Annotated in this window: 19 protein-coding genes; 6 read left to right on the top strand and 13 right to left on the bottom strand. The window is 64.6% G+C overall.

The window, feature by feature from the left end; translation table 11 throughout:
* Positions 1 to 25: 25 nt before the first annotated feature.
* The 4 genes from ABLI39_RS02190 to ABLI39_RS02175 all read right to left on the bottom strand — a co-directional run bounded on the left by ABLI39_RS02190 (position 26) and on the right by ABLI39_RS02175 (position 4,589).
* Positions 26 to 1,384: an MBL fold metallo-hydrolase gene (locus ABLI39_RS02190; RefSeq protein ID WP_349411733.1), complete on the bottom strand. Its 1,359-nt coding sequence runs from the start codon at positions 1,382 to 1,384 to the stop codon at positions 26 to 28.
* Positions 1,385 to 1,424: 40 nt separating this feature from the next.
* Positions 1,425 to 2,168 (bottom strand): carbohydrate ABC transporter permease, encoded by a 744-nt coding sequence (locus tag ABLI39_RS02185; RefSeq protein ID WP_349411732.1) that lies wholly within the window; start codon positions 2,166 to 2,168, stop codon positions 1,425 to 1,427.
* A gap of 215 nt (positions 2,169 to 2,383) precedes the next feature.
* Positions 2,384 to 3,712, bottom strand: coding sequence for an ABC transporter substrate-binding protein (locus ABLI39_RS02180; protein WP_349411731.1), 1,329 nt, complete (start codon positions 3,710 to 3,712; stop codon positions 2,384 to 2,386).
* A 40-nt stretch (positions 3,713 to 3,752) separates the two neighbouring features.
* Entirely contained in the window at positions 3,753 to 4,589 is an 837-nt protein-coding gene (locus tag ABLI39_RS02175) for a carbohydrate ABC transporter permease (RefSeq protein ID WP_349411729.1), read from the bottom strand.
* 658 nt (positions 4,590 to 5,247) lie between these two features.
* Here ABLI39_RS02175 and ABLI39_RS02170 point away from each other — a divergent pair.
* Entirely contained in the window at positions 5,248 to 6,822 is a 1,575-nt protein-coding gene (locus tag ABLI39_RS02170; protein WP_349411728.1) for a multicopper oxidase family protein, read from the top strand.
* A 252-nt stretch (positions 6,823 to 7,074) separates the two neighbouring features.
* Here ABLI39_RS02170 and ABLI39_RS02165 read toward each other — a convergent pair whose 3' ends face one another.
* From ABLI39_RS02165 to catA, 5 genes are all read right to left on the bottom strand, one after another.
* Positions 7,075 to 8,670, bottom strand: coding sequence for a S53 family peptidase (locus ABLI39_RS02165; protein ID WP_349411727.1), 1,596 nt, complete (start codon positions 8,668 to 8,670; stop codon positions 7,075 to 7,077).
* Between the two features lie 31 nt (positions 8,671 to 8,701).
* Positions 8,702 to 9,835, bottom strand: a complete 1,134-nt coding sequence (locus tag ABLI39_RS02160; RefSeq protein WP_349411726.1) for an alkaline phosphatase family protein — start codon at positions 9,833 to 9,835, stop codon at positions 8,702 to 8,704.
* Between the two features lie 1,076 nt (positions 9,836 to 10,911).
* A complete protein-coding gene (locus ABLI39_RS02155) occupies positions 10,912 to 11,796 on the bottom strand; it encodes an undecaprenyl-diphosphate phosphatase (RefSeq protein WP_349411724.1) in 885 nt (294 codons plus the stop codon).
* Positions 11,797 to 12,571: 775 nt separating this feature from the next.
* Positions 12,572 to 14,068, bottom strand: coding sequence for a benzoate/H(+) symporter BenE family transporter (locus tag ABLI39_RS02150; RefSeq protein ID WP_349411723.1), 1,497 nt, complete (start codon positions 14,066 to 14,068; stop codon positions 12,572 to 12,574).
* A 109-nt stretch (positions 14,069 to 14,177) separates the two neighbouring features.
* Positions 14,178 to 15,074, bottom strand: coding sequence for a catechol 1,2-dioxygenase (gene catA / locus ABLI39_RS02145; RefSeq protein ID WP_349411722.1), 897 nt, complete (start codon positions 15,072 to 15,074; stop codon positions 14,178 to 14,180).
* 317 nt (positions 15,075 to 15,391) lie between these two features.
* Here catA and benA point away from each other — a divergent pair, with 317 nt between their 5' ends.
* The 5 genes from benA (at position 15,392) to ABLI39_RS02120 (ending at position 22,761) form a co-directional block, all read left to right on the top strand.
* Positions 15,392 to 16,774 carry a benzoate 1,2-dioxygenase large subunit gene (benA, locus tag ABLI39_RS02140; protein ID WP_349411721.1) on the top strand — a complete coding sequence of 461 codons (1,383 nt, stop codon included), beginning with the start codon at positions 15,392 to 15,394 and terminating at the stop codon, positions 16,772 to 16,774.
* Positions 16,775 to 16,810: 36 nt separating this feature from the next.
* Positions 16,811 to 17,347, top strand: a complete 537-nt coding sequence (benB, locus tag ABLI39_RS02135; protein WP_349411720.1) for a benzoate 1,2-dioxygenase small subunit — start codon at positions 16,811 to 16,813, stop codon at positions 17,345 to 17,347.
* Between the two features lie 122 nt (positions 17,348 to 17,469).
* Positions 17,470 to 19,041 (top strand): benzoate 1,2-dioxygenase electron transfer component BenC, encoded by a 1,572-nt coding sequence (gene benC, locus ABLI39_RS02130; RefSeq protein WP_349411719.1) that lies wholly within the window; start codon positions 17,470 to 17,472, stop codon positions 19,039 to 19,041.
* Positions 19,041 to 19,868 carry a 1,6-dihydroxycyclohexa-2,4-diene-1-carboxylate dehydrogenase gene (locus tag ABLI39_RS02125; protein WP_349411717.1) on the top strand — a complete coding sequence of 276 codons (828 nt, stop codon included), beginning with the start codon at positions 19,041 to 19,043 and terminating at the stop codon, positions 19,866 to 19,868. Before benC ends, ABLI39_RS02125 begins: the two co-directional genes overlap by 1 nt.
* A gap of 88 nt (positions 19,869 to 19,956) precedes the next feature.
* Positions 19,957 to 22,761, top strand: coding sequence for an ATP-binding protein (locus tag ABLI39_RS02120; protein ID WP_349411716.1), 2,805 nt, complete (start codon positions 19,957 to 19,959; stop codon positions 22,759 to 22,761).
* A 75-nt stretch (positions 22,762 to 22,836) separates the two neighbouring features.
* Here ABLI39_RS02120 and catC read toward each other — a convergent pair whose 3' ends face one another.
* The 4 genes from catC to ABLI39_RS02100 all read right to left on the bottom strand — a co-directional run bounded on the left by catC (position 22,837) and on the right by ABLI39_RS02100 (position 26,737).
* The gene (gene catC / locus ABLI39_RS02115; RefSeq protein WP_349411715.1) at positions 22,837 to 23,115 is read right to left on the bottom strand and encodes a muconolactone Delta-isomerase; all 279 of its coding nucleotides are present in this window, start codon (positions 23,113 to 23,115) and stop codon (positions 22,837 to 22,839) included.
* A gap of 25 nt (positions 23,116 to 23,140) precedes the next feature.
* A complete protein-coding gene (locus tag ABLI39_RS02110) occupies positions 23,141 to 24,244 on the bottom strand; it encodes a mandelate racemase/muconate lactonizing enzyme family protein (protein WP_349411713.1) in 1,104 nt (367 codons plus the stop codon).
* The gene (locus ABLI39_RS02105) at positions 24,241 to 25,179 is read right to left on the bottom strand and encodes a LysR substrate-binding domain-containing protein (protein WP_349411712.1); all 939 of its coding nucleotides are present in this window, start codon (positions 25,177 to 25,179) and stop codon (positions 24,241 to 24,243) included. The genes ABLI39_RS02110 and ABLI39_RS02105 overlap by 4 nt, the downstream gene beginning before the upstream one ends.
* Positions 25,180 to 25,351: 172 nt before the next feature.
* The gene (locus tag ABLI39_RS02100) at positions 25,352 to 26,737 is read right to left on the bottom strand and encodes an MFS transporter (protein WP_349411710.1); all 1,386 of its coding nucleotides are present in this window, start codon (positions 26,735 to 26,737) and stop codon (positions 25,352 to 25,354) included.
* Positions 26,738 to 26,987 lie beyond the last annotated feature (250 nt).

Below are 26,987 nucleotides of genomic sequence, written 5' to 3'. Positions count from 1 at the left end.
GGGGTTCCTGCGGCCGGCGACGTGCCTAGCGGAGGGCACGGCCGTTAAGAGTGTACGAGGTGCCGTATTCAGGGAGGAGTCTGGGCACGTCCACCTGGAGGGCTTCGGGCCGGAATCCGTGGATGGGCACCACAACACCCGGGTGGATGTCCATGACCATCTTGTGCAGCGCTTCTCCGGTGGCATGCCCGGAGGAGCCGATGCCGACAAAGGTGACATCGAGCCGTTCCAGCCATTCCATGTAGGTGTGCCAGTTGGCCATGAACGGGCCCAGCGGCTCGCCTTGGGCGTGGATGAAGGGCAGAAACGTTCCCGGCGGCCGATGCGGGGCGGCAAGCGGGAGGTCCAGGAGGCTGGGGACGTCCGAGACGTCCGGTTGGATCAGGAACGAGGAGGGGGAAGCCCGGACGGCGTCCAGGCTGACGGTGCGGATCCTTCCGTGGCCGGAGGCTTCGGCCCGGGCCACGGCTTCGACATGGCAGCGGGTCTGTGGGCGGGATCCGTCCCACGTAGTGACGCCCTCGACCCCGAGGTGGTGAAGGAGCGCCGCGGACTGCCCGGGCCACACCATGGTGCGGCCATGGGCGGCTGCCCGGGCCATGAGGCGTTGGGCGCGGTCGACATCGCGGACATACATGCTCACAAGGGCCAGTCCGGGCGCCCTGCTCATAGCCTCTTCGGCCAGATCGAGTACTTCCGCCTCGGTGCGGGGTTCCCCTGCGCCGGCGGGGATGTCGAAGGAGAGCATGGTCGTTTCGGTGACCAGCATGTCTACGCCCGCGGCGCGGTCTACGAATCCTTGGCTGAACCGGGCGCCGTCACGGTGGAAGTTCAGATCCCCCGTGTACGCCAGCGTCCCGTCCGGTGTGGTGACCAGGAATCCGCAGGCGCCAGGGATGTCGTGGTCCACCGGGACGGCCTCTACGGCGATGTCCCCGACGGTTACGGTTCCGGTCATGGGGGTCAGCTCGGGTCGGTTGCCGGGGCCGCCCGTCCCGGACACCGCTATGGCGGCCTCCAACAACACCGTGTCCGGGTGCGCGTGGACGGGGACGTCGGGCCGGAGGAAGCCGAGCGCGCCGTCGTGGTCCAGATGGGCGTGCGAGAGGAAGACCGCAGTTGATCGGTGATGGGGCCGGCCCAGGGTTGCGCCCGGATCCAGTTGGGCCGGGTCGTAGACCCCCGGAATTTCGGGTGCGAACCCGACGGCGAGGCGGTCCCGCAGTTCGAAGCCGGGGCGTTCGCGCACCGGCGCGCGGAAGAGGTCACGTTCGGCCGGGATATCCAGCCCCATGTCCAGCAGCACTCGCGCAGTGGGCGTCGAGATCATAATCTTGGAGGATCCGATCACCCCGATCCCGCCGAAGAATTCAATCGTTGTCATGCCAGGCCCCGTTCGTGGGTGTTGATCTTGTTGTGTTTCACTAGCCGCGGACGCTGCCCTGCGTACCGTAGGTGCCGGTGACAAAGTACTTTTGCAGGAACAGAAAGAGCACGATGATGGGCAGCGTGGTGAATGACACCGCTGCGCACAGTCCTGTCCAGTCGGTTCCCTCGGTCCCGTAAAAGGCCTGAAGTCCCACTTCGATGGGCCGGACCGCGTCCGACTTGGTCATGATGTAGGGCCAGACGAACGCGTTCCAGGAGCCCATGAAAGAGTTCAACCCCACCAGGACAAGGCTGGGAGCAGCAAGCGGCGCGGCCACCGAGAACAGCATCCGGATCGGTCCGGCTCCGTCAATCTCCGCCGCTTCGAAAAGTTCCTTGGGAAGGGTGAGGAAGAACTGGCGCAGCAGGAAGATGCCGAATACCGACGCGCCCCAAGGAATGATCTGGATCAGGTAGGTGTCGTACCACCCCAGCTTCTGCGCAATGATGAAATTGGGAATCAGGAGTACGGTCTGCGGCACCATCATGGCGCTCATAACCAGCAGGAAGAGGGCCCCCTTGCCGCGGAACCGCATGAGGGCGAAGGCGAACCCGGCAAGCAGCGAGGTGATAAGGACCAGCAGGACGACGCAGCCGGCGATCAATACGGTGTTCCCGAAGTAGGCCAGCCAAGGGCTCTTCCCCCACGCCCGGGCGTAGTTGGAGAAGTCCCAGGCCGGCCAGAGCCTGGGCGGGAAAGTGAAGACGTCCGCATCGGACGCGACGCTGGTGATGAGCATCCAGAGTATGGGGACCAGAAACAGGAACCCGACGGCGGCCGCGACCCAGGGCCGCAACAGCGGTCCCAGCCGTACGCGGTGCCGCCATCGAGTCAGGCCCGGCCGCCCCGGGCCGGAGCGCAAAGACCTGGGGGGCTGGCCGGTTTGTTTGGCCCGGGCGTCCTCCTGCGCTGGAGTGACCGCGGTCCTCTTGGGTGTTTTCGTTTCCACGGGAACTACTGGGAACCCTTCATGGCCTTCATCGCCGAGTCCTGGGCGGCGGCCAGGGCATCCTTCGAGCTCGCCGTCCCGTTCACAGCGGCCTGGATGGCCTGGGCCAAAGCACCGGAGGCCTTGCTGATCCACGCCTTCGGCGGCAGCGGCGTGGCCGAGTCAAGCTGGGTGGCGGCTTCGGTCACGAAGGGTGTCTTGGCGGCGTAGTCCTTGAACACGGGCTGGTCCATGGCGTCCTTGCTGACCGGCAGGTAGCCGGTGGTGGCAGACCAGTAAGCCATTTCCTCCGGGGAGGTCAGGAACTGCATGTATTTCCACGCGGCGGCTTTTTCCGCGTCGGAACTCTTGGCGAAAAGCGCCATGTTGGTGCCGGCCAGCTGGTTGGCGGAGCCCTTCGAGCCAGAGGGCAGCGCAGCGACGCCGAGTTTGAACTTGTCTCCTACGGCCTTGAGGTTATACGGGTAGCTGGCCACGGAGGACAGATCGAACGCGCCCGTCCCGCCGCCCAGTGCTGCCTGGCCGGGGTAGTTGGTCCCGAGCATCAGCGATCCGTCTTTCTTCATCTTGACCAGGTAATCCATCGCCTTGACGGCCCCGTCTTTGGTGAACTGCGGTGTACCGTCGGCTGCGAAGACGGTGTCGCCCATCGACTCGGCGAGGATTTCAAAGAAGGCCGTGCCGCCGGCCGGTCCCGAAGAACTGCCCGGGTCCATGGACAGGGCGACAGTGTTGCCGGTGGAGGCTGTCTTGGCGGCAGCAGCGAACTCGTCCCAGGTCTTGGGCGCCGCGGGCACCATGTTCGGGTTGTAGTACTGGACCACGACGGACTTGTTGAACGGCCACATCCACGTTTTGCCGTCGGTGAGCTTCATGTCCTTTTTGATGCCGGCAAAGAAGCTCTTGTACTGATCGCTTTGCGCTGCGTAGTCATCGAGCGGGACGATCACCTGGCTGGCCGCGAATTCGTCGGCCCAGTTTCCGTACACCTGGGCGATCGTTGGGGGCGTTCCCGCCGCCGTCTGGGCGTTGATTTTGGTCTGCAGCGTCCCGTAGTCGGGTTGGTCCTGCAGCTCGACCTTGATGTTGGGGTTCTTGTCCATGAAGTCTTTGGTCATTTTGGCCAACGCAGTTTTCTGCGCCCCGGATGACATCGCTTCCATGAAGGTGATCGTTGCCGGCGCGCCGGTGTCCGCCGGCACGGAGCTGCCGGACGCCGCGGTGTTGCTGCCGGTGCCGCAGGCGCTCAGCGTCAGCCCGGCGGCAACCAGAACCGTCGTCGCGAGTGTCCGACGTCGGCCGGCCAGGGGGGCAGGTTTGATGTTTCGCGTCATTTTGTACTCCTGTGTGTAAGGGGTGGTGTCTGAGAACTTCTCAGCTGGTCCGGTCCAAAGACCGGGTCGTGCGCAGCTGAAGGATCGAGAGCGCTACAGTGATGCCGAACAGGACGACAGCCAGCGCGGCCGCGTACCCGGTTTTCCGGAATACGAACGCCTGTTGGTAAAGCTGGAAGCCCAGCGTTGCCGTGTCGAATCCCGGGCCCCCGCTGGTCATCATGAAGAACTGGGTGAACGCCTGCAGGGAAGCCACCGAGGAGACCACGATGACGAAGATGACGACCGGACGAAGCTGCGGGAACGTGACGTTCCAAAATTCTTGCCAGCCGTTGCAACCGTCGAGCCTCGCCGCCTCGGAAAGCTCCGTGGAAATGGTGGTCAGGCCGCCGAGAAAGATCACCGTGGTGAAGCCGATTTCATGCCACAGCGAGTAGATGATCACGGCGGGCATGGCGTAGCGGGAATCCCCGAGCCAGTCGATATTGGCGATACCGAACCAGCTCAGGACCAGATTGGCCAAACCGAAGCGGGGATTGAAAATCCAGACCCAGACAATCGACGTCGCCACCAGCGGGGTGACGTGGGCCAGGAAGGCCGCGGTGCGGGCGGCAACATTGACTCTTCCGGCTCGCCGCAGCAACATTGCCAGGCTCAGCGAGATCGCCGTTCCACCCACCACCATGGCCACAACGAAGTAGGCCGAGGTCAGCAAGGTACCGGTAAACGGCGGATCCTGTGAGCCGTCGACCAGCATCTGATAATTGGCCAGGCCCACGAACTTATTCTGGTCCGGGTTCAGCCAGTTCCACTTGAAAGTACTGACCACAAACGTGAAAACCGTTGGCCCGATGGTGAAAACCAGGAAGATCGCCAATGCCGGGAGAATCAACAAATACGCCACGGGGGACCGGAGCCCGGACCTGCCGCGGGAGGCTACAGGCCGGCCCGCGGGCCTGCCTTGAACGATCGCCTGCACCATAACTCCCAACATCACGCAAGACCTGTCCGGCCCTTGGCGGGTGACCAAGATCCCTACCTTGAGGCTGCAACATGACCGAATCTGAACTCCCCAGTGAATCGAGGGCGAACAGGGAGCGGATTCTCCGCTCCACCCCTTTGGGGCACCTTGTCCGGGACGAAGCGGCGAGGCGCAACCGTTGATGCCCTGTGACGGACAGATGCGCCGCCGGCACAGCCCGCCAACATCGACCGTTGACGTTGACGCTCATAGCGGCATCGTCTTAGGCAAACCGGGCATGCGTGGCCGGATCCCCTGTGATTGACAGCGCTGGCCCAAACAGCTGACCGCCAGCCGACGCACATGCCACCACTTCGCAGCCGCCTCTTCGGATTTTAGGTCGTAGATGGTGTCGTGTATCTTCTTCCATAGGTAAGGCTTGCCTAAGCAGCAATGAAGCCCATTCTGCGTAATTGGGGGCCAGGCGCCCCCGGCATGTTCCCGACGAAGAGTCCCGTTCGAGCCTTTTGCCCACTGCTCGATCCCTCCCATCCGAAACCTTTTGGAGCACCACATGCACCTTGAAGACGCGCACCGGCCGCGCATCAACGGAAGGGTCTTGGCTGCGGTGGCTGCCGCAGTCGCTGCAGCCCTTCTCACGGCAGGAGCTGTCGCCGCCCCCCTGACCATACGGACCACGGCGGAGCAGGAGCAGGGCATGAGCCCTGGCGCCTCGCTTGCCGATCCGGGCGCCGTCAGCACAGACAAGATGGACATCACCCTGGACGCGGCGAAGACCCGCCTTACCGTCTCCGGCAAGGAGGTTTGGGGGCAAACCTATGGCGGAACCACACTTGCCGCCCCGACACTGCACCTCGAGCCCGGCACGACGTCCTCGATCACCCTCCACAACCGTCTCCGGGTCGCAACGAGCCTCCACTTTCATGGCCTTCACACGTCCCCGGAGGGCAGCTCGGACAACCCCTTCCTGTGCATCCCGGCGGGGGCGTCATATACGTACCACCTCGACCTCCCGGCCGACCACCCGCAGGGTACGTTCTGGTACCACAGCCACGCCATGGGTACCAGCTGCCCAGCAGAGACCGGAACTGGCGGCCACGCCCACCACATGCCTTCTGCCTCCTTCGTTCCGGGAGATGTTGAGAACCAGATCTCTGCCGGCCTGTCCGGTGAGCTGGTCGTCGGCGACAATCGAGCATCCCTGCCCGCCTCGCTCCGCGATGTTCCGGTCCATGACATGGTGCTCCGGGACGCGCAGATTGATAAGGCAGGCAAGATCGTGCAGAACACCGCGGCTACCTCGATCGACTCCAACGCCGACACGGTGCGTCTTGTCAACGGCCAACTCCGTCCTGTCCTGTCGATGCGCCCCGGCGAGACCCAGCTGTGGCGGCTGGCCAATATCGGAGCCGATATCTTCTACCGGCTCCAGCTCGGAGGCTACCGCTTCAGGGTGCTGGCCGAAGACGGCAACGAATACCCTGCCGCCGCCGATGCAGCCGAGCTTCTCCTTCCCCCCGGGAAGAGGTATGACGTCCTCGTCACGGCAGCTCAGACTGCGGGCACCACCTGGCTGCACACCCTTGCCTACAGCAACGGCCCCCAGGGCGACTCGTACCCGGACACTCAGCTGATGAAACTCGACGTCTCAGGTTCGGCAGCCGTCACAACCACCGATCCGCTGCCGGCAGGTACCCTGCTTCACGGCGCGGAAGCGGATCTCAGAGGAGCTGTGTCCGCTCAAAGCCGCACCGTCGTGCTCTCAGAGGATCCCTCCGGCAACTCGTTCGACATCAATGGCAGGCAGTTCGCCATGGACCGGCCAACCTTCGACACGGCGGCGAAGCTCGGGACGGTAGAAGAGTGGACGATCCTGAACACGTCGGGCGAAGACCACCCCTTCCACATGCACACGAATGCCTTCCAAGTCATGAGCACCAACGGCACCCCGCTCTCCGCCCCCCACAGACAGGACACCGTCATCGTCCCTCACGCTACGGACGGCACCCCGGGCAAGGTCGTGATCCGCCAGGCCTTCACAGACTACCCCGGACGGTGGATGTTCCACTGCCACATTGCCGCCCACGAGGACAATGGCATGATGGGCTACATCCAAGTCGTCCCCTGACCAGGACACGGCCTTGCCCGGAACGTCGGGACAAGCCAGGGGCTCGATCGGCGACACCATCGTGCCGGCGTCGTAGGGGGTCGCCAGGGCGGGGTGGTTGAAGGCGCCCAGGAACCGCATGTCCGCTTCGAAGCGTCGAGGGCCGGCCGCGTTCCCGGCATTGAAGAGCTTTCAGCGCGACGGCCCGACCCAGGCCTTGGAAGGGGCCGCTTAGGTAAAGACGTCACGCCTCGCCGACGAGTCGAAGTCGGTTCAGTGTCCGGACTTGACGGCCGCCAGCAGGGCTGCTCCGTCGGGGCTGCCTAGCCCGGTGCAAGGATCCCAGCCGGGTGCGGCATGGTAGGTGCCGTTGTTTCCGGTGGTGATGTCGTGGAAACCGGCCGTTCGGCTGTAAAGCAGGGGCTGGATTTGGCCGAAGCGACGGTTGGTTGATTGGGCGAGCAGAGCGACGAGTGCGGCCCAGAGAGGCGCGACGGCGCTGGTGCCTCCGATGACCATGTCCTTGCCATCAACTCTGACCTTGTACCCGGTCTGCGGATCAGCGACGGCGCTGACGTCCGGGAGGCCGCGCCCATGGCCGCCGGGTGCAGGAGTCGGCGCCGGTTTGTGGTGTCGTGCGTGGGGGGCCAGCCCGTTTTGCCATGCCGGGGTGGGGAGGGTATCGCTGTAGCCCCCTCCTGTGGAGGAGTGGGGGCCGTCGTTCCAAACGGTTTCGGACCGGATCTTTCCGAGGGCCGGGTCGGCGTCCAGGCGGGTACCTCCGCAAGCCAGCGCGTGCGGGCTGGAGGCCGGGAAATCTGCATGGTCTCTTCCATCGGTAGCCCCGTCGGCGCTGCCGTTGTCCCCGGCGGCCGCCGTGACGGTCACGCCGAGCGCGGAGGCGTCGGCGAGTGCCTGGTCAAAGACCGTTCGTGCCTGGACGGTCCAGGCGTCTTCGCTCTGGCCCCAGCTGATGCTGATCGAAGCCGGCGCAGGGGTGGTGTGGGAGGCGTTGATAACCGCGTCGAGGAACCCTGCGTCGGTGTTTGGGGCGAAGTAGACGAGGATGTCCGCCTTCGGTGCCAGAGCGCCGACCACCTCGATGTCGAGCAGCACTTCGCCATCCGCTCCTGTTGGGTCCTGCCCGGGCTGGTTGGCGGCGCCGTCAACACCCACCGCGGTCACCTTGGGTCCGGCGATTCCCAGACCTCCGAAATAGGTGTCGAGGTCCGCCTGGCCGAAGCCGCCGCCGAGCTCGATGATGGCCACGCACTGGCCGGTGCCGTCTGCGCCGGCAGGGAAGTTGTAGATCCTTGCCAGTTCAGGCGCGGTGTAGCTGGTGCTGGCTGCGGCCAGCGGGATGGCATGGAACTGGGCACGCGCCTGGGGGCGGTCGTCCAGGCCCAGAACGGCCGTGATGATTCCATCCAGCTCTGCTGGGATCTGCAGGGTTCCGGTCCGGTGCCGGTGGGTGATGTCGTGTCCGTGGGGCCCGCTGCTGGTCACTTCCTCCAGGCTGGTCCCGAAGACCTGGCTTAGCTGTTCGACAGTGCCGGCGAGGCGCAATCGGCGGGATGCGGGGTCGGCGTCGAGGATTTCGACTCCGAGCCGGGTGAACGTTTCGGTGGCAAGCCGCAGGTCTTCGGTGGAGGCTCCGTGGCGGCCAGCGAGTTCCTCGCGGGACATTGGTTCGGCGGGTATTTGCGTCAGCTGTTCCTGACGGCGCAGGATCACGGTCACTTCAATCCTGCGGGAAGGATCGACGGGCCCGTGGGTGGCTTGAATCCTTGCGGCGGCCGGGCGTTCCGAGCCGGCGAGGGGGACACTGCCCTGGCCGGGGTTAGGGGCGTTGTTGCTCTGCGCAGACATCAAATAGCTCCGTTCCTAGGAGGGTCATTATTCAGGGCTTCGCTGGTTTTAGGGGAACATTGTTCGGCGGCGGCAGGGTCCCGCCGCCACGTAGTGCCACCGGAGCCACCGGAGCCGATGCCGCCACGGGAGGTGCCGGCACCGGGTGGGGCTTGGGGGTCGGCTGAGGCGGAGACGGAAGCGTGATCTTTGTTCCGTAGGCGGGCGGTACCGGATTGTGGAGGGCGGGATCAATCAGGTCCTTGAGGCCGGGGTCATTATCGACGCGGTCCACGCCGAGCTTCGGCAGTCCGAGGAGCTGCATCACAGTTTTCGGGATGCCGGCGTGGTTGGACCAGCGGCTGTCGATGCCCGGTTTCACCGGGCCGCCGAATATGAGCAGCGGTACCCGCGGGCCGTAAGCGAGTTGCACCCCGTCGGGGGTGTGTTCGACGTTGGGGGTCGCGACGTGGTCATCCCAGCCGCCCCAGTCATCCCAGGTGAGCAGGAACACTGTCTCGTCCCAGCCACCTGATTTTACGACCGCGTCGACGGATTCCCAGATTTTGTTCATTCCGATCGTGACATCGGCGGTGGGGTGTTCGTCTTCGGGGGAGTTGTGCCAGAGATAGGTCAGCGGCGGCAGTTTCCCGGCGGCGGCGTCGGCGACGAAATGCGAGTTGGGGATCAAATTTTTGGAGCCGTTGAGTTGCTTGTAGAACCCGGCAGGGTAGTTGCTGCTGCCGGTGTAGCAGGCCCAGCCGACACCGGCGTCGGCCGCGAGCCCAGGCACCGAAGGCATGTCCCACAACGGAGGAGGCAGAGTCCTGGACGGATTGCGCAGAGTTGGTGACTGGCCGCCGATGATCAGCAGATGATTCGGGGTGGAGTTCGTGCCGAAACCGCTGCAATGGTTTTCAAGGAAAGCCCCGGTCAGCGCCAGATACGCGTAGAAGGGAACGTCCGTCACGGTCTGGAATTGGGTCCGCGTTGCCTTGTGCTGTCCGGTGAGCCAGCTGTAGTAGGCGTGCCGGTCGTGGGGCTGGTCCGACGCGGGAGGATTGGCCTGGATCGGCCAGTCGGTAGCAACGTTGGCCCCATACGGGCCAAGTCCCCGGAAGTAATTATCGGTCGTGTGGTTTTCCTGGACCATCACCACAACGCGTTTGACTCTGCTGTTCGCCATGACATCCCCGTATCCTCGGCCGGTGCCACCCGGGCGTCTTTCGGTCTCTAACGAGACTAGGCTGAAAGCCGGCCCGTTCCTCTGCATCGGGCCAGCATTAAGGGAATGTTCACCTCTGGGACCGCACGGGGAGAGGGAAAGCCTTCGGCGCACCAAGACGGCATGACTGCATCTGCCGGGTGGCAACGACCGCCATCAAGGTCGCCCGTCGACCCTTGGCAGCTTCGACGGCGTGGTGCCGCTGCATGAGGATGTTGGCGTCGGCGGGTTTTCGAAGGCGACTGTCTCAGGCTCGGAGTTCAGGTAGGACGGCGTGACGGGGGTGCGGTACTGTTCGATTGGCGCCACGAGGATGGCCTGCAGCGTGTCCCCAGAGGCGCACGGACCTGCTTTGAACCACCCGCCCGAAGGAGCAGACAAGGATCGGTGGTTGTGGCCGCCCTGTCCGCCGGTTTCGGTGGAGGTGACGGTGTGGTTGGCCCACCCCGGCCACGAACCCCGGGTAAGAGAGTTCTTTCTTCCCTGCGACGGTGAAGGCTCCGTCCAAGGGCGCCCGGACGGTGCGAAGGCGGAGCCCGCGGCAGGCGTGTTTCACGGCCGCGAGGGCGGCCTGCCCTGTCAGCCCGCGGCCGGGGCGTTAGTCACGAGGAATGGCCTCGTCGATGAGCGGCCGCCTCCACCGTTGAGAGCTCGCTCCTTGCGGACGTTCCCGGCCCCTCGCGGACCCAATCGGCCCTGTGGCGGGTTAGCCGGCAGGTGCTGATTCAGACCGAATTCGGGCGATTCGCAGGCCATGACCATTCTTCCGGGCAATGGTTCACCGTGACGGTCACTGGCAGAATCGCCTTGGTCAAGGACATGATCCCCGGACGATCCCGGCGCTACGCGCTCTGACCGGACGAGGCTGCCCACCTGTGGCTCCTAGGCATTGTTGGCACTGTACTGCCGGGCGTCGACTATCGGGGGTCCAGGACCGGTGAAGCTCCGTCGTCAGGCAGGCCCGCTGCGAGCCGCCCGGGGTGCTCCGGGCCGGGGTTTAACCGTCGTGGTCGGCCTGGACTCGGCCGGTGGTCGGCTTAGCCGATGATGAGCATCAGGGCGAAGTAGAGAACTCCGCCCGCCACGCAGTAAATGGCGAACGGCGTGAGGGTCCGGGTCTCGAAAAACCGGAGCAGGAACTTGGTGGAGAACCAGGCGGCGGCGGCGGAGCAGAGCGCTCCGATGAGAAACGCGGGGCGTTCATCGGCCATGGCGGGGCTGAAGAGCTCAGGCAATTTCAGGATGGCGGCAGCGCCGATAATGGGGGTGGCCAGCAGGAAACTGAACCGGGCGGCATTCTCGTTGTTGAGGCCCGAGAGCAGCCCGCCGACCATCGAGGATCCGGAGCGGGAGATACCCGGGACGAGTGCGGCTGCTTGTGCGGTGCCGATGCCGAGTGCTTGTTTCCAGGAGAGTTTGGCGATTTCGGCATCGGCGACAGCTGCGTTTGTCGCCGGGGCCTGGGCCGATGCACGATGGCCCTCCCTGCGGCGGAGCCGCTCGGCGGTGAAGAGGATGAGGCCATTGACGACGAGAAATACGGCGGACAGCAGGGGTGAAGCGAACAGGGCGCGGATCGGCTTCTCGAGGGCCAGACCCAGGATCCCGGCCGGGATGGTGCCCAGGATTAGCAGCCAGCCGAGTTTTGCGTACGTGTCTTCCGGTAGGACGTTCCGGTCGCGGATGGAACGACCGAGGCCTTTGAAGACCTCGATCCAGTCCTTGAGGAAGAACAGAAACAAGACAATGGCCGTTGCCAGATGCGTGGCGATGAGGAAGGTCAGGAACGAGGGCGCATTCTGATCAAGGTTCCAGCCAAAGAGTTTCGGAATGATGACGCTGTGGCCGAGGCTCGAAATCGGAAAAAGTTCAGTGATTCCCTGGATGACGCCGAGAATGACGGCCTGGATGGTGTTGATCATTCCCGGAGGATACCAACAAGAGAAGGCGGGAAGGTTTCCCAGCATCCGGACCGCGGTGGAGGCCGTAGCTCATACCATGGAATCGGGCGTCCCGCCGCGGGGTATCGGTCGACGATGTCCGCGTTGCTCTGCTGGGTGGTCAAGGGCCCGACGTCTGTCAGGGGGCGGCGCCTCAGCTTCGGGATGCAGACGGTCCGGCCCCATGGGTGCCTGTGTTGCGCGCGATGGTAATGAAACGAGGGGTTGGGGCACGTTCCTAATCGACGGTCAAGACTTCGGGGGCTGACGTTCCCGAGGCGACAGCCGGGTTCTGGTTGCGGCTCGGACTCCATGCAGGAGCGACCTTTTGCACGGTCTTGGATGCCGATGGGCAGAGGCCTGGAACGGCACCAGCGAGTTCGTCGGTATCCATGATGACGATGACGGATGGGCTTCCGAGTTCTTGACCGAAACGGTGGACAACCTTCGACGAGACGCCGGAGCAATCAAGATCGAGCTACAACAACTGCTTCGCTGCTGGGCCGGAGATTGACCACCTGCGCGTTCGGGATGCCCGCGCAAGCCTACGTTGACGACCAATGACGTACTTGGAAAGAAACTCTCGTTGGGGAACAACTCCCCATTTTGCGATCCGGGCGAGTGGGTTGAGTACGTCAGATGGGTCTTGAATCCGGGTGGCTTCCGAGAAACGCCAAAGCTCGACGCCGCGTGGTGAACCACAGCTCGGATCAACCGCAATCGAATATTCGTGGATGGGGCGCAGCGTCCCGGCGCCTTAGCTATGATCGGCCACGCGCGCATGGGGACCACGATAAACGACGGGATCGCCCATGATGCGGTAGCCCCCCCGGGGGCCTGTCCCGGGTCTGGGTGGGGGTGGCATGGTAGGAGTGGCGCTACGGGTTCGTAGACGCATGGTCCGTTCGCGGGTACTCTGGCCTCTGCCGGGCTGTGGCAGATCCCGGGCCACGCTGCGCCGAACCGCCGCAGTCGAATTCGTTCCCGGGGGACCGATGACCACGCAATTCCGAACTGCAACAAACCGCGCCCCGTCAGCCGCTGGGACCGCACCCGACGTGGCTGATGTGGCTGGCGGGGCTCCCCGGGCCGTCCCGGGTGCCGGCCCGGGTGCCGGCCCGGTCAATGTCACGGTCAATGTCACGGTCGACGATATCGGGGGCGGGATCATTTGGATCACACTATGCCCCGGGGCCACGATCACCGCGGAGGACGGAATCCGGGTCCGCGAGCGGAAAAGAGCGCAGCCGATGGCCAGGACGCCGAACACCACGGCAGACGCGTACTGACGCTGCCTGGTTCCTGAGGATGTCAGGAGCGCATTGGTGGGGCCAGTAACGCACGCTGAGACAGCCCCGCAGCATGCGTTAAGCAGCGAAAACGCGCCCGAAACAATCGCGAACACGTTGACCGGCGGAGTGTGGCCGGCCGCCCGGAGAACGGCGATGCCTTGGCCGTTCTGAACGAACAACACGGTAAGAGCCAGGGGAACCACAAGCTCGAGCTGGGCAGCCCAGGTGAACTCGGGAAGGGTGAAGGCCGGCGAGGCCAAAATCGGGCCCCCGTGGAATGAGAATTGACCACTGGCAGCCACGGCAACGCACCCGATCGCCAGGGTGCCGAGCACAGGCGGAAGGACTCGGCCGAGGGCTGGTACAGCGGTGAGGACCAGAAAGACGATCACCATGGGGGCTGCCACCACGGGGTTTGCTTGGGTCGAGGTCACGACATCTGTACCGAACTTTAGGAATACCGCGGCCACCATGGCCATGACGATCGGCATCGGGACGACAGCCATGATCCGGCGCACCACCCCGGTGGCGCCCAGCGCGAGGACGAGAATTCCGGACGTGAAGAAGGCCCCAACCACTTCCGGGAAGGACAGGTGTTGCAGGGACGGGCCCAGGAGCACAGTCCCGGGAATGGACCAGGCGAAGCCCAGAGGCTGTCGATAGAGGAGAGACATGACCAGGGTGGCTGCCCCGCCCGAAAATAGGATGCCGAACACCCAGGACGCGAGTTGGCCTTCGGTAAGTCCCCCCGCCGTTCCCACGGCCAAGGTTACGGCTATGGGTCCTGAGGCGGAAAAGATGAAGCCGATTACGCCGTTGGAAACATACGGCACGCCGAGGTCGCGGAGGAGGGAGCGCAAGCCGGCGGGAGCGACGCCCGGGCGTTCCAGCAGGCTTTGGCGTAGTGGAGCAGCAACGGCTTCTGCGAGAACGGCGGATGGGTCCTGACGGGATGGCAGCATTCGGGCTCCTGGCAACGGCGGCAAAAAAAGACAGGCGCCCTGGAGCCTGCACTCCAGGGCGCCGTCGGGCCGGAGCCGAGGCGCCGGCACCGATTATTGGCGGTGAGTCTTACTTGTGCTGGCCTTGCTTGGCGAGGACGTAGTCATAGACCACTTCTTCGCCAGCACCGCCATCCGTGCGTGGCTTGGGGTCCAGCATCAGTTCGGGCTTGACTGCCGAGGCGATGTCGTCGGCATTGTGCGGGTCGCCTGGGAAGTACAGTTGCTGGGTAACAGGCTGGAAGCCGGGCGCGGAAACCTTGATGTGGATGTGCGCCGGGCGCCAGGCATGCCAGCCTGCCGCGCTGATCAGCTGCCCGCACGCTCCGTCTGTGGGAATCTGGTACGGCGCCGGGCGCATCGTGTTGATTTCGAAGCGGCCATCGTCGCCTGCCTTCACCGTGGCCCGGAAGAGCCATTCGGGCAGGCCCGGCGCGTACTGGGAGTAGAACCCTGCACTGTCAGCATGCCAAATTTCCACCTGGGCGTTCTGGATCGGGTTACCGTCCGTATCGGTGAACTGGCCGCTGAAGTGCAACGGGACGCCCTCCTCGTCCTCACGCATTTCGACGGTGCCGGGGCTTTGGAGCACCGGGGAGCCTGGTACGTAGTAGGGCCCTTCGATGGTGCCGACGGTGCCGGGGCGGTCCTGGGAATTGACGTCCTCCACGGTGTGCTCCAGCCACACGTCGAGGAACAGCGGCCATTCCCCGTCAGTTCCTACCTTGATGAGCCAAGCCTTGAGTGCGTTGTATTCCTCATAAGTGACCTGGTGTTCTACCACGATGTCGTTGGCAGCTTTGATGAGTGCTCCCGCCAGCAGGCTTACTCGTTCCTTCGGCACATCCACGTGCGAGAGCTTTCCTGAGGCGGTGAAGCGTTCAGTGGCCTTGGAGCCGGCTTCGACGGCGGTGCCCTCGTCCTCTTTGCGGGTGTCTGCTTGGGTCTCGGTCATGGTGATGTCCATACTCCTCGTTGAATAGGGGACAGGTCCTGGTCCTGAACGCCGGTGCAAACCGGTGGGGGGGCGGGAACCCGTCGCGACGCAGATCGCGTGATGTCCGTCTCATCGTAGAACCGAAATAAGGACGCTACAAATATCGATTCGACCCATTTTTAGTCATGAAGCAGACATAAAGACACCCTTGGCCAAACCTAGGTGTTTGCCTGATGTGAGAGCCATCACGGTGGGCAAGACTTACGTGACAACATCCGCCTGGGCACCGCGGGTTGGCCCGGACCTCCCGCCCATCCGTCCAGCACTCTCCAATGAAGGAGCACGCCATGACCGACAACCTGGCCCATGTCCGCGAGGTCCTTGCCGACGCCGTGATCGACGACCGTGAGAACGGCGTTATCCGTGCCAAGCGCGAAATCTTCACCGATGAAGAGATCTTCGAGCTCGAGATGAAGCACATCTTCGAAGGCAACTGGGTTTATCTGGCCCACGAATCCCAGATCCCCAACGTGGGGGACTACTTCACCACCAACATCGGCCGCACTCCGGTAGTGATCACCCGCGACAAGGACGAAAACCTTAACTGCATCGTCAACGCCTGCTCACACCGCGGCGCGATGCTGTGTCGTCGCAAGACGGACAACCGCACCACTTTCACCTGCCCGTTCCACGGCTGGACGTTCAAGAACTCCGGCGAGCTGTTGAAGGTGAAAGACTCACGCAACGCGGGCTATCCGGAGACCTTCAACAAAGAAGGCTCCCACGACCTCACCAAGGTTGCCCGCTTCGAGTCATACCGCGGCTTCCTCTTTGGCTCCCTGAAGGCTGACGTGCTCCCGCTCGAGGTGCACCTGGGGGACGCCACCAAGGTGATCGACTCCATCGTGGACCAGTCCCCGGAGGGCCTCGAGGTGCTGCGCGGCTCGTCCACCTACACCTACGACGGCAACTGGAAGGTGCAGGCCGAGAACGGCGCTGACGGGTACCACGTCACCGCCGTTCACTGGAACTACGCGGCCACGACGGCCCGCCGCACCGCCGGCGACTCCGCGAACAAGACCAAGGCCATGGACGCCGGCAAATGGGGCAAGGTCAAGGGCGGTTTCTACTCCTACGACCACGGACACCTGCTGCTGTGGCAGGAATGGACAAACCCCGAGGACCGCCCGCTGTGGGACCGCCGCGAGGAGCTCGTTGCAAAGTATGGCGGAGAGATGGCCAACTTCATGATCAACATTTCGCGGAACCTCTGCCTGTACCCGAATGTCTACATCATGGACCAGTTCTCCTCCCAGATCCGCCACTTCCGTCCCATCTCCGCAGACCAGACCGAGGTTACGATCTACTGCATCGCACCCAAGGGCGAATCGCAGGAGAACCGGTCCAAGCGCATCCGCCAGTACGAGGACTTCTTCAACGCCACAGGCATGGCCACCCCCGATGACCTCGAGGAGTTCCGGTCCTGCAACAAGACCTACTGGGCCACCTCGGCGCCCTGGAACGACATGACCCGCGGGTCCACCCATGAGATCGCCGGCCCCGACGAGCAGGCCAAGGCGCTGGGCATGACCAAGGTCATCGCGTCCGGGACGCGCACCGAGGACGAGGGGCTCTATCCGATCCAGCACGGGTATTGGAAGGAAGTCATGGACCGGGCGCTGGCGGAGGAAGAGATCTCCGCACTGGATGCCGTTCCAGTCACCGCCTGACCCAGACCACGTGGAACCAGAGAGAGCGCAGAACCCATGATCAACCTGACTACGCCCGCTGCGGCGCTCAAGAGCGCCGAGGAGATCGCCACCCTCGAAACCGTCCGCGCCTTCCTGTACAAGGAGGCCCGGCTGCTCGATGACCGCCAGTTCGATGAGTGGCTTCAGTGCTACCACCCGGACTCCGAATTCTGGATGCCCGCCTGGGACGTCGATGACCGACTGACCGAGGACCCGCAGAACGAGATCTCGCTCATCTACTACGACAACCGCGGCGGCATTGAGGACCGTGTCTTCCGGATCAAAACGGACCGGTCCTCAGCCACCTCCCTGCCGGAGCCCCGCACCGGGCATAACATCACCGACATCGAAATCATGGAGCACGACGGCGACCGTGTAGAGGTGCGCTTCAACTGGTTCACCCTGTACTTCCGCTACAACACCACGGACACGTACTTCGGGAACAGCTTCTACACGATCGATCTTGCCGGCGGCGAGCCCGTAATCATGAAAAAGAAGGTCGTCCTCAAGAACGACTACATCCACCACGTAGTGGACGTCTACATGATCTGACGGCCTCGCGCCGGTGCCCGGCATGTGCCAGGCACCGGCCTTGGCCGTTTCACAACCAGTGCCCGCAGGGCACATCCGCACTACCAGGGTCGCGTCGGCGCGCCCCCAGCCAGGAGGAAACCATGGGCCACAAAGTAGCCCTCAGCTTTGAGGACGGCGTCACCAAGGTCATCAAGGTCGGCGATTACGAGACCGTGATGGACGCCGCGTACAAGGCACGGATCAACATTCCGTCGGACTGCCGGGACGGGGCGTGCGGCACCTGCAAGGCGTTCTGCGATTCCGGTTCCTTCGATCCGGGCGACTTCATTGACGACGCCATGACAGAGGACGAGCTCGAAAAGGGCTATCTGCTGACCTGCCAGGCGGTTCCGGAATCGGACCTGGCCATTCAGATCCCTGCCACGTCAGAATCCGCGAAAACCTCGGCCACCACCTTCAGTTCCACCATGACGGAGCTCAACAAGCACTCGGAAACGACGGTTTCCTTCACCCTGCAGGCGGAAAACCGGGACGGTCTGGCCTTCCTGCCGGGACAGTACGTCAACATCAAGGTCCCCGGAACCGACGCGGAGCGTTCCTATTCGTTCAGCAGCGGCCCCGAGGTGCAGGACGCGTCTTTTATGGTCCGGGTGACACCGCAGGGTGCAATGTCCGAATACCTGCGTGACAGGGCAGCAGTGGGTGACACCATCGAGTTCACGGGTCCGTACGGCTCATTCTTCCTGCGCGAGCCCAAGCGGCCCCTGCTGCTCCTCGCCGGCGGCACAGGCCTGGCCCCGCTCCTGTCCATCCTTGAAAAGCTGTCCGAGAACCCGCCGTCGGTACCGGTCCACCTGATCTACGGCCTGACCCGTGAGGCGGACATCGTTGGCCTGGACTGGCTGCGCGAGTATGAGGCGAAGATGCCGGCCTTCACTTGGGATTACATTGCCTCCGAGCCGGGGACGTCCGCCCCCCATACGGGCTACGTCACCCAGATCATTGCGCCAAAGCACCTGAACGACGGCGACGTCGATATTTACCTGTGCGGCCCGCCTCCCATGGTGAACGCCGTGTCGAAGTGGCTGGATTCCGAGGGCATCAAGCCTGCCAACTTCTATTTCGAGCGTTTTGCCCCGAAGGAAACCACCGGGGGCGACGCCGAAACAGGCGCTCCGGCACCGGCAGAGAAGATCCAGGCCGAAGGCGACACGATGAGCCGCAGCGAGGCGGTCTCCTCCTTGGAGACCGGCCGGCTGGACTTCCGCAAGGAGGACAGCTTCGCGCAGCTGGACGCGCGGATGGGCCTGGAGCTCGCGGTGAGCGAACTGATGCTGGGCCGCCTCAGCGACGAGCAGCTGCAGCAGTTCCGCCGGCTCGCCGAGGCCACCACCCGCTCGGTGGCTGCCGGCATCATCCAGGAACCTGAAGAATTCGCGCGGACCAACGAGGAGTTCCACGAATACCTCTTTGTGGTCTGCAACAACCCCATGCTGCTTGAGTCCTACCGCCGGCTCGACGTCCACGCGCAGATGGCAGCGGCCTTCGAGGCTGGAACCGCCATCTTCGAGCGGGTCACCCAGGACCATCTTGATGTGGTTGACGCTTTTGAACGCAACGATAAGGCGCGGGTGCGGGAGGTCATCATGGCCCACGCTCACGATGCCAAGGAAACCATGGCCGGAGCGATCGACGCCAAGGTGGGCCGCTGATGGCGCGGGCATATACGGGACAGTTCGTTACTCCCGGGCGGTATGCCGGCAAGGTGGCCGTGGTGACCGGTGCCGCCCAGGGAATTGGGCAGAAAGTGGCCGAACGGATCGGAGCCGAGGGCGGCACCGTCGTCCTTGTAGACCGGGACGAACTGGTCCATGAGGTGGCGCAGGGGATCGAGGAGGCCGCGCAGGCTTCCGGTTCAGGAGGCTCGGCCACTTCCGTGACCGCAGACCTCGAGGCGTTCGCCGGTGCACAGCAGGCAGTGGAAGCAGCCCTGGCCGCGCACGGTCGCGTTGACGTGCTGGTTAATAACGTCGGCGGCACCATCTGGGCCCGCCCCTACGAAGAGTACGACGAGGACAAGATCGAGAAAGAGATCCGCCGCTCGCTCTTTCCCACCCTCTGGGCGTGCCGCGCCGTGCTGCCGGCCATGCTGGAACAGGGTTCCGGGACCATCGTCAACGTTTCTTCCGTGGCCACCCGCGGCCTGCACCGCGTGCCGTACGCGGCCGCGAAGGGCGGGGTCAACGCCCTCACCCAGTCCTTGGCGATGGAGGTGGGCGGCCGCGGTATCCGCGTGGTGGCCGCAGCCCCCGGCGGCACCGAGGCGCCGCCCCGCAGGGTCAAACGCGGGCCCGAAGCCGAATCCCCCACGGAAAAGGCCTGGTACCAGGTGATCGTCGACCAGACCGTGGACTCGTCCTTTATGAAGCGTTACGGGACCTTGGACGAACAGGCCGCACCCATCGTCTTCCTCGGCTCGGATGAAGCGTCCTACGTCACCGGCAGCATCCTTCCGGTCGCCGGCGGGGACCTGGGCTGAGGACACCGTGATAGTTGGCCGCCGCCGGGCCCTGCAGGCCGGCTCCGGTAGAGTTGCGGCCATGACGGCGGCCTCCATACACGGTGACATGGCGGAGGGCTTACCGCTTGTGGGCCGGTCGGAGGTCTTCGAGGAACTGCTGGGGATTTTCCGGACCGCCCGCAAGGGCAAAGTGGGTGCTGTGGTGATCTCCGGCCCCTCCGGGTCCGGGAAGACCGCGGTTCTGGAGTTCTTTCTTGAGCACTGCCGCACCGGCGCCCGTGGTGTCCGGGTGCTGACTGCCATGGGCGACGAGTGGGAGGCGCAGTTTCCCCTCGCCGGCTACTCCCAGCTCATGCTCACGTTGCCGCTGCGTTCGGCAAAAGATTACGACGGCGGCCCTGCCCTGCCCGCAGGCCCCGTTGCGGCCCTCACTCCGGACCAGGTTGTTAATTACGCTTCCACCCTCAGCACCCACCTGGAAGGACTGCAGTCCCACGGCAGTGTGGTTGTCGCCGTGGATGACGTCCACAAACTCGACGTGGAGAGCCTGCGCATCCTCACCTTTGTGATGCGCCGGCTGCACGGAAAGCGGATTCTGTTTGTGCTCACCCTCAACCCCGACGACGCCTTACGCGTCCCTCCAGGCGCGTTGGACTTCCTGACCGGTCACCAGGTTGTGACCATCCCGCTGGAACCGCTCACCCCGGAGCAGGTGCAGGATCTCGCCAGGCGGATGCTCGGCGTCGACCTGAGTGCGACGGCGGCCCACGGCCTGGTCCGGCACACCCGGGGGCTTGCACAACCGATCGTGGAACTGCTCCAGGAGCTGCCCGCCGAAACCTGGCAGGCGTGGTTTCCCTCCCTCCCACCGACGTCCCGGGTGCGCGCCCGGGTGCGCAGTGTCCTGGCCGCGGCGTCCCCCGGGCTGGTCGCCGTCGCGGAGGCCGCGTCAGTGATCGGGAGGGCCGCAAACATGGCAGAGGTTTCGGCGGTCAGCGGGGTGGGGGCCGTCATGGCGGCACTCGATGAGGGACACCGTGCCGGGCTGCTCGGGCTGACCCTTGACCAGGCACGTTCCGCCGTCGTGTTCTCAGAACCAGGCACCGCGGAGGCCGTCTACGAACAGATCGTTCCCAGCCGCCGCATTGCGCTTCACCGGCTGGCCGCTGAAGCGGTCCAGCCCGAGGCCGAACGCCTAGGCCACCGCGTCTCCGCCACCCCCGGTGCGGACGAGGCCCTGGCGGAGGAGCTGGAAGACTTCGCCCGGCGCCAGGCCCGGGTCGGAGCGTGGCAGGACGCCTCAACAGCCTTGTTCTCCGCCTCCCGCCTTTCCCTGGACATCCGGTCCCGGAACGACAGGCTCCTGAGGGCCGTGGACGCCCTGGTGGGTTCCGGCAACATTGCCCAGGCCCAGATGTGGACGGCGGCAGTCGACGCCCTGCCGCCGTCGCCGCTTCGCTCCTCCGTGCTGGGCTACCTCTCCACCGCGTCGGGACAGAACGACAGCGCGCAGACGCAGCTGGAGATGGCCTGGCGCACCTCCAACCCGCAGCGGGACCCGGCCGCCGCCGCGCAGGTGGCCCAGCGCTTCGTCCTGCACGGAGTGGCATCCTGGGACGGCCCGATGATCACCACCTGGGCCGAACGGGCCATGGAACTTACGCCCCCGGAAACGCCCGCCCACATCGAATCAGAGGCCATCTATGGCTTGGGTTTGTACGCGCAGGGGCGGGTTGCGGAGGCGGAGGCCTCCTATCACCGGGCGTTCGAACACGCTGCCGAGAACGCCCAGAAACAGCGGGTCCAGATGGGCGCGGGGTGGCTGGCGCTACGCCTGGACAACGTTGAAACGGCGCTCGTGAACTTCGAGTCCGCGGCACCCACTGAATACCGCGGCGGCTCGATGCGCATTTCGCTCTGGGCCGAGGCCTGGCTGGCGCGCACCCACCTGGTGCTCGGCAATTGGGATGCCGCGGCCGCCACCGTGGCGCGCGCATCCGTGCGTCTCGAGACCTCACGAATGCCGCTGATCCGCCCGCTGCTCTACTGGACTGCGGCGGAACTTTGGTCCATGCGGGGGGACTGGGAACGGGCCCGGTACTACGTGTCCCAGGCGGCGGTGCAGCCCGGAACTTACCGCGCCATGCAGGTGCCGGCGAGCCTCGCCCGTGCCCGCTTCCACGAGGCGAGGGCTGATTATGAAGGCGCTTTGGCTGTCCTGCAGCCGCTGACGGAACTGGACCCGTGGACTGAGCACCGGGTGTCCTTCTGGCCCTGGCAGGACACCTATGTCAACGCCCTGGTCATGACGGACCAGCTCGACGCCGCCGACTCGTTCCTCACAGCGTTCGAGCGCGTGCCGCGCGAACGGCAAATACCCTCGGATATGGCGCGTATGGCTTGGGCGAGGGGCCGGCTCGTGGCCGCGCAGGGAGACCCGGACACTGCCAGGGAACATTTTGAGGCGTCCCTGGGCCATCTCAGGGGGCTTAACCGGCCCTACCTGCGGGCGCGGATCAGCTTTGCCTTCGGCCAGAGCATGCGCCGGGCGGGCAAGCGGCGCCTGGCGTCAACCGTCCTGCGCGCAGCCCGCGACCTATATGACACCCTGGGGGCGGCCACGTACGTGGAACGGTGCGACCGCGAGCTCAAGGCAACCGGGCTCGACGTCGGGAACGTGCCGGACCCTGCCGACCCGGTGCTCACCGCCGTCAGCAACCACCACCTCCAGCTCACAGCGCAGGAACGGGCGGTGGCCGAACTGGTGGCGGGCGGCGCCACCAACAAGGAAGCGGCGCGGGCGCTGTTCCTTGCGGAAAAGACCGTGCAGTACCACCTGACCCGGCTTTACCGGAAGCTGGGAATCCGCTCCCGCAGCGAGCTCGCGGCCCTGTTCCGGGCCAAGGACTGACCCCGGAACACGGCCGGTCCTCCGCTTTTGGCGCTGCTGGTTAGCTATGCGAGAGCGGGTACGTGACGCCGGTGCTTACTTCACGTCTGAGGGGTGCTTCGCAAGCGGCACCACCGAGATGTCCATGTAGGGGAACAACGGCAGGTTCTGCAGGATCTCATGAAGTTCGTCGTTCGAATCGACGTCGAAGATCGAGTAGTTGGCGTACTCGCCCACCACCCGCCAGATTTCCGGCCACTTGCCGGAGCGCTGCAGCTCCTGCGAATAGGCCTTCTCCGTGGCCTTGATCTCCGCGGCCTTCCCGGCGGGCAAATCGACGGGCAGGTTGACGTCCATGTGGACCAGATACTTCATTAGTGTCCTTTCGGTCAGGGAGGTGTTATCGGTCGGAGCGGTAGCGCGAGAGTTTGTCTTCGTCCACGGCTGTGCCCACGCCCGGGACCCCAGGAACAAGGATGCGTCCGCCGACGATGGCCAAAGGCTCAGCCAGCAGGTCGTCGGCCATGTCCAAGTAGTTGGACAGCTCCGCTGCACGTTTGGCCGTGTGGGCGAAGGCGGCGCCGAAGGTCACCGAGGCGACCGTTCCGACCTGGGTGTCGATCTGGTTGCCAATGTAGACGTCAATGCCCATGCCCTCGGCCATACCAACGATTTTGGCGGCCTCTGTGAAGCCGGACCGGGCCGTCTTGACCGCCAGTAGGTTTGCACCGCCGGTGAGGATTTCCCTGGCGGCCTCGCCGAGGTTGGCGGCAGATTCGTCCGCGGCGATGGGGATGGGGGAGTTCGCCACCAGGCGGCGGCGCCCCAGGACCTCGCGGGCGTCGTCGGGCTCCTCAAGGAACTGCAGGCCCAATTCCGCCGTGCGGCGGAGTACCTCGGCTGCTTCGTTGGCCGACCAACCGCGGTTCGCGTCCATGTAGAGTTCGGCATCCTCACCCAGGCCCTCGCGCAAGACCCGGGCGGCCTCCACGTCGAGGTGGAGGGGACGGCGTCCGGTCTTGAGCTTGAACGTGTTGATGCCGTACGTCTCGCGGAACTCCAAGGCCAGCGCCAGCAACTCCTCGGCGGGCTTGAAGCCGAGCATGTGGGAGACACGCAGCGAGTCCGTGTAGCCGCCTAGCAGTTTCGTCACCGGCTGACCCAGGGTCTGGCCGATGACGTCCCAGAGGGCGATGTCCACAGCCCCCTTCGCGGTCTGGTTGTGCACCGTCCGGTCCAGGATTGCCTGGATCTTCTCGCGGTGAAATATGTCGACGCCGATCAGCTGCGGAGCAAAGATGTCCTCCACCACGGCGACGATCGACTTCTGCGTCTCGCCGTAGGTGTAGGGGCGCGGCGGGGTGTCCGCGGTGCCCACCACGCCGTCATCCGTACGAAGCCTGATCAGCACGTGGTCTGCCTCATGCACGGAACCGGAAGCGAAGTGAAGGGGATGAAGGTAAGGGATCGAATAGGGAATCGCCTCAATGGCAGCGATCTTCATGCGTGGGTAAGCCTTTCATCAGTGGGAAACTGCGCAGGGCCGCTGGCCGGGGCCGTCGTTTCCGCAGTTGCGGTCACCACGACGTCGAGAAAATTGTGCAGGAGCGCCGATTGATGCCCCCGCATCCAGGCGACGGCGAGCTCCACTTCCGGGACGTCTTCTATCTCCCGGTAGGCCACGCCTTCAAGTTGGAAGGCCTGCACGCTGGACGGCATGACCGCAACTCCGCCGCCCGCTGCAACGAACGCCAGCATCGTGGAGGTCTCCCCAACCACCTGGGTGATGCGCGGCTGGAAACCCGCTTGGCGGCACAGGTCTGCGGTGGTGCGGTAGAGAACGGACTCGGGTCCGTAGGCGATGAAGTCCTGGTCCTGCAGTTCGTGCATTGCCACGGGCTGACCCACGGCTAGGGCGCTGAACGAGGGAAGCGCGACAACGAGGGGCTCCCGGGTCACCGTTCTGTAGTCGATGTCCTCTGACGCGACCGGCGGCCGCAGTAAAGCTGCGTCCAGGGTGCCGCCCCTTAGCCCCGCTTCCATGGACGGCGTGAGCATTTCGCCGTGCAGCGCGAGGGACAGGCCTGGCAGGACCTGTTTCGCAAGGCGGGCGATCCGGGGCATGACGCCGTAGGTTGCAGACCCCGAGAAGCCCACCCGCAGGACGCCGGTGGCGCCCCGCCCCACCTGGTAGACATCGGCTTCAAGCGTCGCGATGTCGTTGACGATCTGCCGACCGCGGTCCAGCAGGAGCTGACCCGCCGCCGTGAGGTCAACCCTGCGGGTGGTCCGGTTGAGCAGCTTGACCCCCAGCTGATCCTCCAATTGGCGGATCTGCTGGGAGAGGGGCGGCTGAGCCATGTGCAGGCGCTTGGCTGCCCGGCCGAAGTGCCTTTCCTCAGCGACAGCGATGAAATAGTTCAGTTGGCGGATGTCCAATGTGGTCCCGTCCCTCCGCTAACCGGCCCCATCTGGGATGGGCTCGTGATTGATTCAAAGAATAACCATAATAAGCCCTACTAGGACAGTTCTGCGTCGTAATGTTGCCTGGGGCCAGCGGCCCGGGGAGCGCTGGCCCCAGGCGGCCGCGGGATCATGGGACGACGGTGAACTATTTGAACTGCTCGACAGGAATGCCATCCGTTGTCCGGCCTTCTGCGAGCTCCTCGACCTTGTGCCCGGCCTCCTCCAGCCTGCGCTGGCGAGGCACCAGCACGGTCACGAGCGCACCGACCAGTGCCACGGCTCCGTAGATGTAGAAGGCCGTGGATCCGCCGATGCCGGCGGCGGCCAGCCAGCCGCCGATGATTGGACCGAGCACGCCGCCCAGCCTTCCTACGCTGGCGCACCAAGCGACGCCGGCGGCCCGGGCATTGGTGGTGAAGTAGTTGGACTGGAATCCGTAAATCAGCACCTGGGTGCCCAGTGTTCCCACGCCTGCAAGGGCGATAAACGCAAAAAGCAGCGGCAGCGGAAAGCTGAACGTCATGAGTGCCAGGGAAATGGTCGCCAGGGCGAACGTGGCCGCGATGACCCGTTGGGGGCCGCTCTTGTCCGCCAGGCGGGAGGCGAGCAAGCCGCCAGCCACTGCGCCGAGGTTCAGTGCCAGCGGGAAGAACAGGGAGTACGTCCGCCCGTAGCCGTAGCCCTCCATGATTTTGGGCAGCCACGTATTGAGTCCGTATGTCAGCAGAAGACCACAGAAGGACATCATGCCCAGCAGGACGGCTGCCGCCGCGAACTGGCGGGAAAATACGGCTGCAAAGCCTGATTTCTGCGGCGCAGCGCCGACCTGCCGGATGATCTGCTCTTCGATGAGCGGGACGCCGGTGCGTTCTGCGGCGGCCATGGCTTCCTGTTCGCGACCCCGGGACAGCAGCCAGCGAGGTGATTCGGGCAGCTTGCGCCAGGCGATGGGCAGAAGAATGAGCAGCGGCAGGGAACCGATCATGAACAGGCCGCGCCAGCCGATGTTGTCGAGGAAAAGGATGCCCAGGATGGAGGCCAGGACCCCGCCTGCCGGGATGCCCGAATACACAATGGCGTTGTAGAACTGCCGCCGTCCCGCCGGGGCGAATTCAGCCATGGTGGCGCCGGCGCTGGCGATAACTATTCCCAGGCCGAGTCCGGTCGCGAAACGCAGGCCACCGAAGGCAGGGACGCTGGTGGCAAAGGCTGTGGCGAACATACCAATGGAGAACCAAGCTATGCCCATGAGCATCAGCCGGCGTCGGCCGAAAAAGTCTCCCACAGCGCCGCAAACCAGTGAGCCTACAAGTACCCCGATGAGGGCCCAGGAACCGAGGAGGCCGGCGGTGACTGAATCAAACGCCCCGATCTGGCCTGGGTCCGCGAGCAGCCCTGGCAGGACGGTGCCGTAGATGACGAGATCGTAGCCGTCAAACAGGAGCGCTACGCAGATAATGAAGGCGACCCAATTGGCGGTCCGCGCCTCCGTTTGTGGATTTTCCGCGATAACGGCATGCGGCTGTGTCATGTGCCCAAGTCCTCTCTAACAGAAGTGGAGGCTTGCGGCACCGGGAGGATCCGAGGGGCCGTCCTCCGAGTGCTTTTAGCCTGACAGAGGTGTGATGTACAACATATGAGGGGAATTCCCGGCTTTCCGCCCGGGGGGTATTCATATGCTGGTGATCTCAAACTGCCCGCATTTGGGAGGAAAGTTCGTGCAATGCTGCCCGTCTCAGTCGAGACGATCTGGGTATGGAACGGCGGGGTAGGGACGGTGG

The sequence above is a fragment of the Pseudarthrobacter sp. B907 genome, assembly GCF_040137805.1.
In the GTDB taxonomy this organism is placed as follows: domain Bacteria; phylum Actinomycetota; class Actinomycetes; order Actinomycetales; family Micrococcaceae; genus Arthrobacter.
This window is presented reverse-complemented; position numbering and strand designations above follow the sequence as displayed.

Coding starts and splice junctions, on each gene's coding strand:
- ABLI39_RS02190 (WP_349411733.1), bottom strand. CDS start 1,384: ATGACAACGATTGAATTCTTCGGCGGGATCGGGGTGATCGGATCCTCC.
- ABLI39_RS02185 (WP_349411732.1), bottom strand. CDS start 2,168: ATGCTCATCACCAGCGTCGCGTCCGATGCGGACGTCTTCACTTTCCCG.
- ABLI39_RS02180 (WP_349411731.1), bottom strand. CDS start 3,712: ATGACGCGAAACATCAAACCTGCCCCCCTGGCCGGCCGACGTCGGACA.
- ABLI39_RS02170 (WP_349411728.1), top strand. CDS start 5,248: ATGCACCTTGAAGACGCGCACCGGCCGCGCATCAACGGAAGGGTCTTG.
- ABLI39_RS02165 (WP_349411727.1), bottom strand. CDS start 8,670: ATGTCTGCGCAGAGCAACAACGCCCCTAACCCCGGCCAGGGCAGTGTC.
- ABLI39_RS02160 (WP_349411726.1), bottom strand. CDS start 9,835: ATGGCGAACAGCAGAGTCAAACGCGTTGTGGTGATGGTCCAGGAAAAC.
- ABLI39_RS02155 (WP_349411724.1), bottom strand. CDS start 11,796: ATGATCAACACCATCCAGGCCGTCATTCTCGGCGTCATCCAGGGAATC.
- ABLI39_RS02150 (WP_349411723.1), bottom strand. CDS start 14,068: ATGCTGCCATCCCGTCAGGACCCATCCGCCGTTCTCGCAGAAGCCGTT.
- catA (WP_349411722.1), bottom strand. CDS start 15,074: ATGGACATCACCATGACCGAGACCCAAGCAGACACCCGCAAAGAGGAC.
- benA (WP_349411721.1), top strand. CDS start 15,392: ATGACCGACAACCTGGCCCATGTCCGCGAGGTCCTTGCCGACGCCGTG.
- benB (WP_349411720.1), top strand. CDS start 16,811: ATGATCAACCTGACTACGCCCGCTGCGGCGCTCAAGAGCGCCGAGGAG.
- benC (WP_349411719.1), top strand. CDS start 17,470: ATGGGCCACAAAGTAGCCCTCAGCTTTGAGGACGGCGTCACCAAGGTC.
- ABLI39_RS02125 (WP_349411717.1), top strand. CDS start 19,041: ATGGCGCGGGCATATACGGGACAGTTCGTTACTCCCGGGCGGTATGCC.
- ABLI39_RS02120 (WP_349411716.1), top strand. CDS start 19,957: ATGGCGGAGGGCTTACCGCTTGTGGGCCGGTCGGAGGTCTTCGAGGAA.
- catC (WP_349411715.1), bottom strand. CDS start 23,115: ATGAAGTATCTGGTCCACATGGACGTCAACCTGCCCGTCGATTTGCCC.
- ABLI39_RS02110 (WP_349411713.1), bottom strand. CDS start 24,244: ATGAAGATCGCTGCCATTGAGGCGATTCCCTATTCGATCCCTTACCTT.
- ABLI39_RS02100 (WP_349411710.1), bottom strand. CDS start 26,737: ATGACACAGCCGCATGCCGTTATCGCGGAAAATCCACAAACGGAGGCG.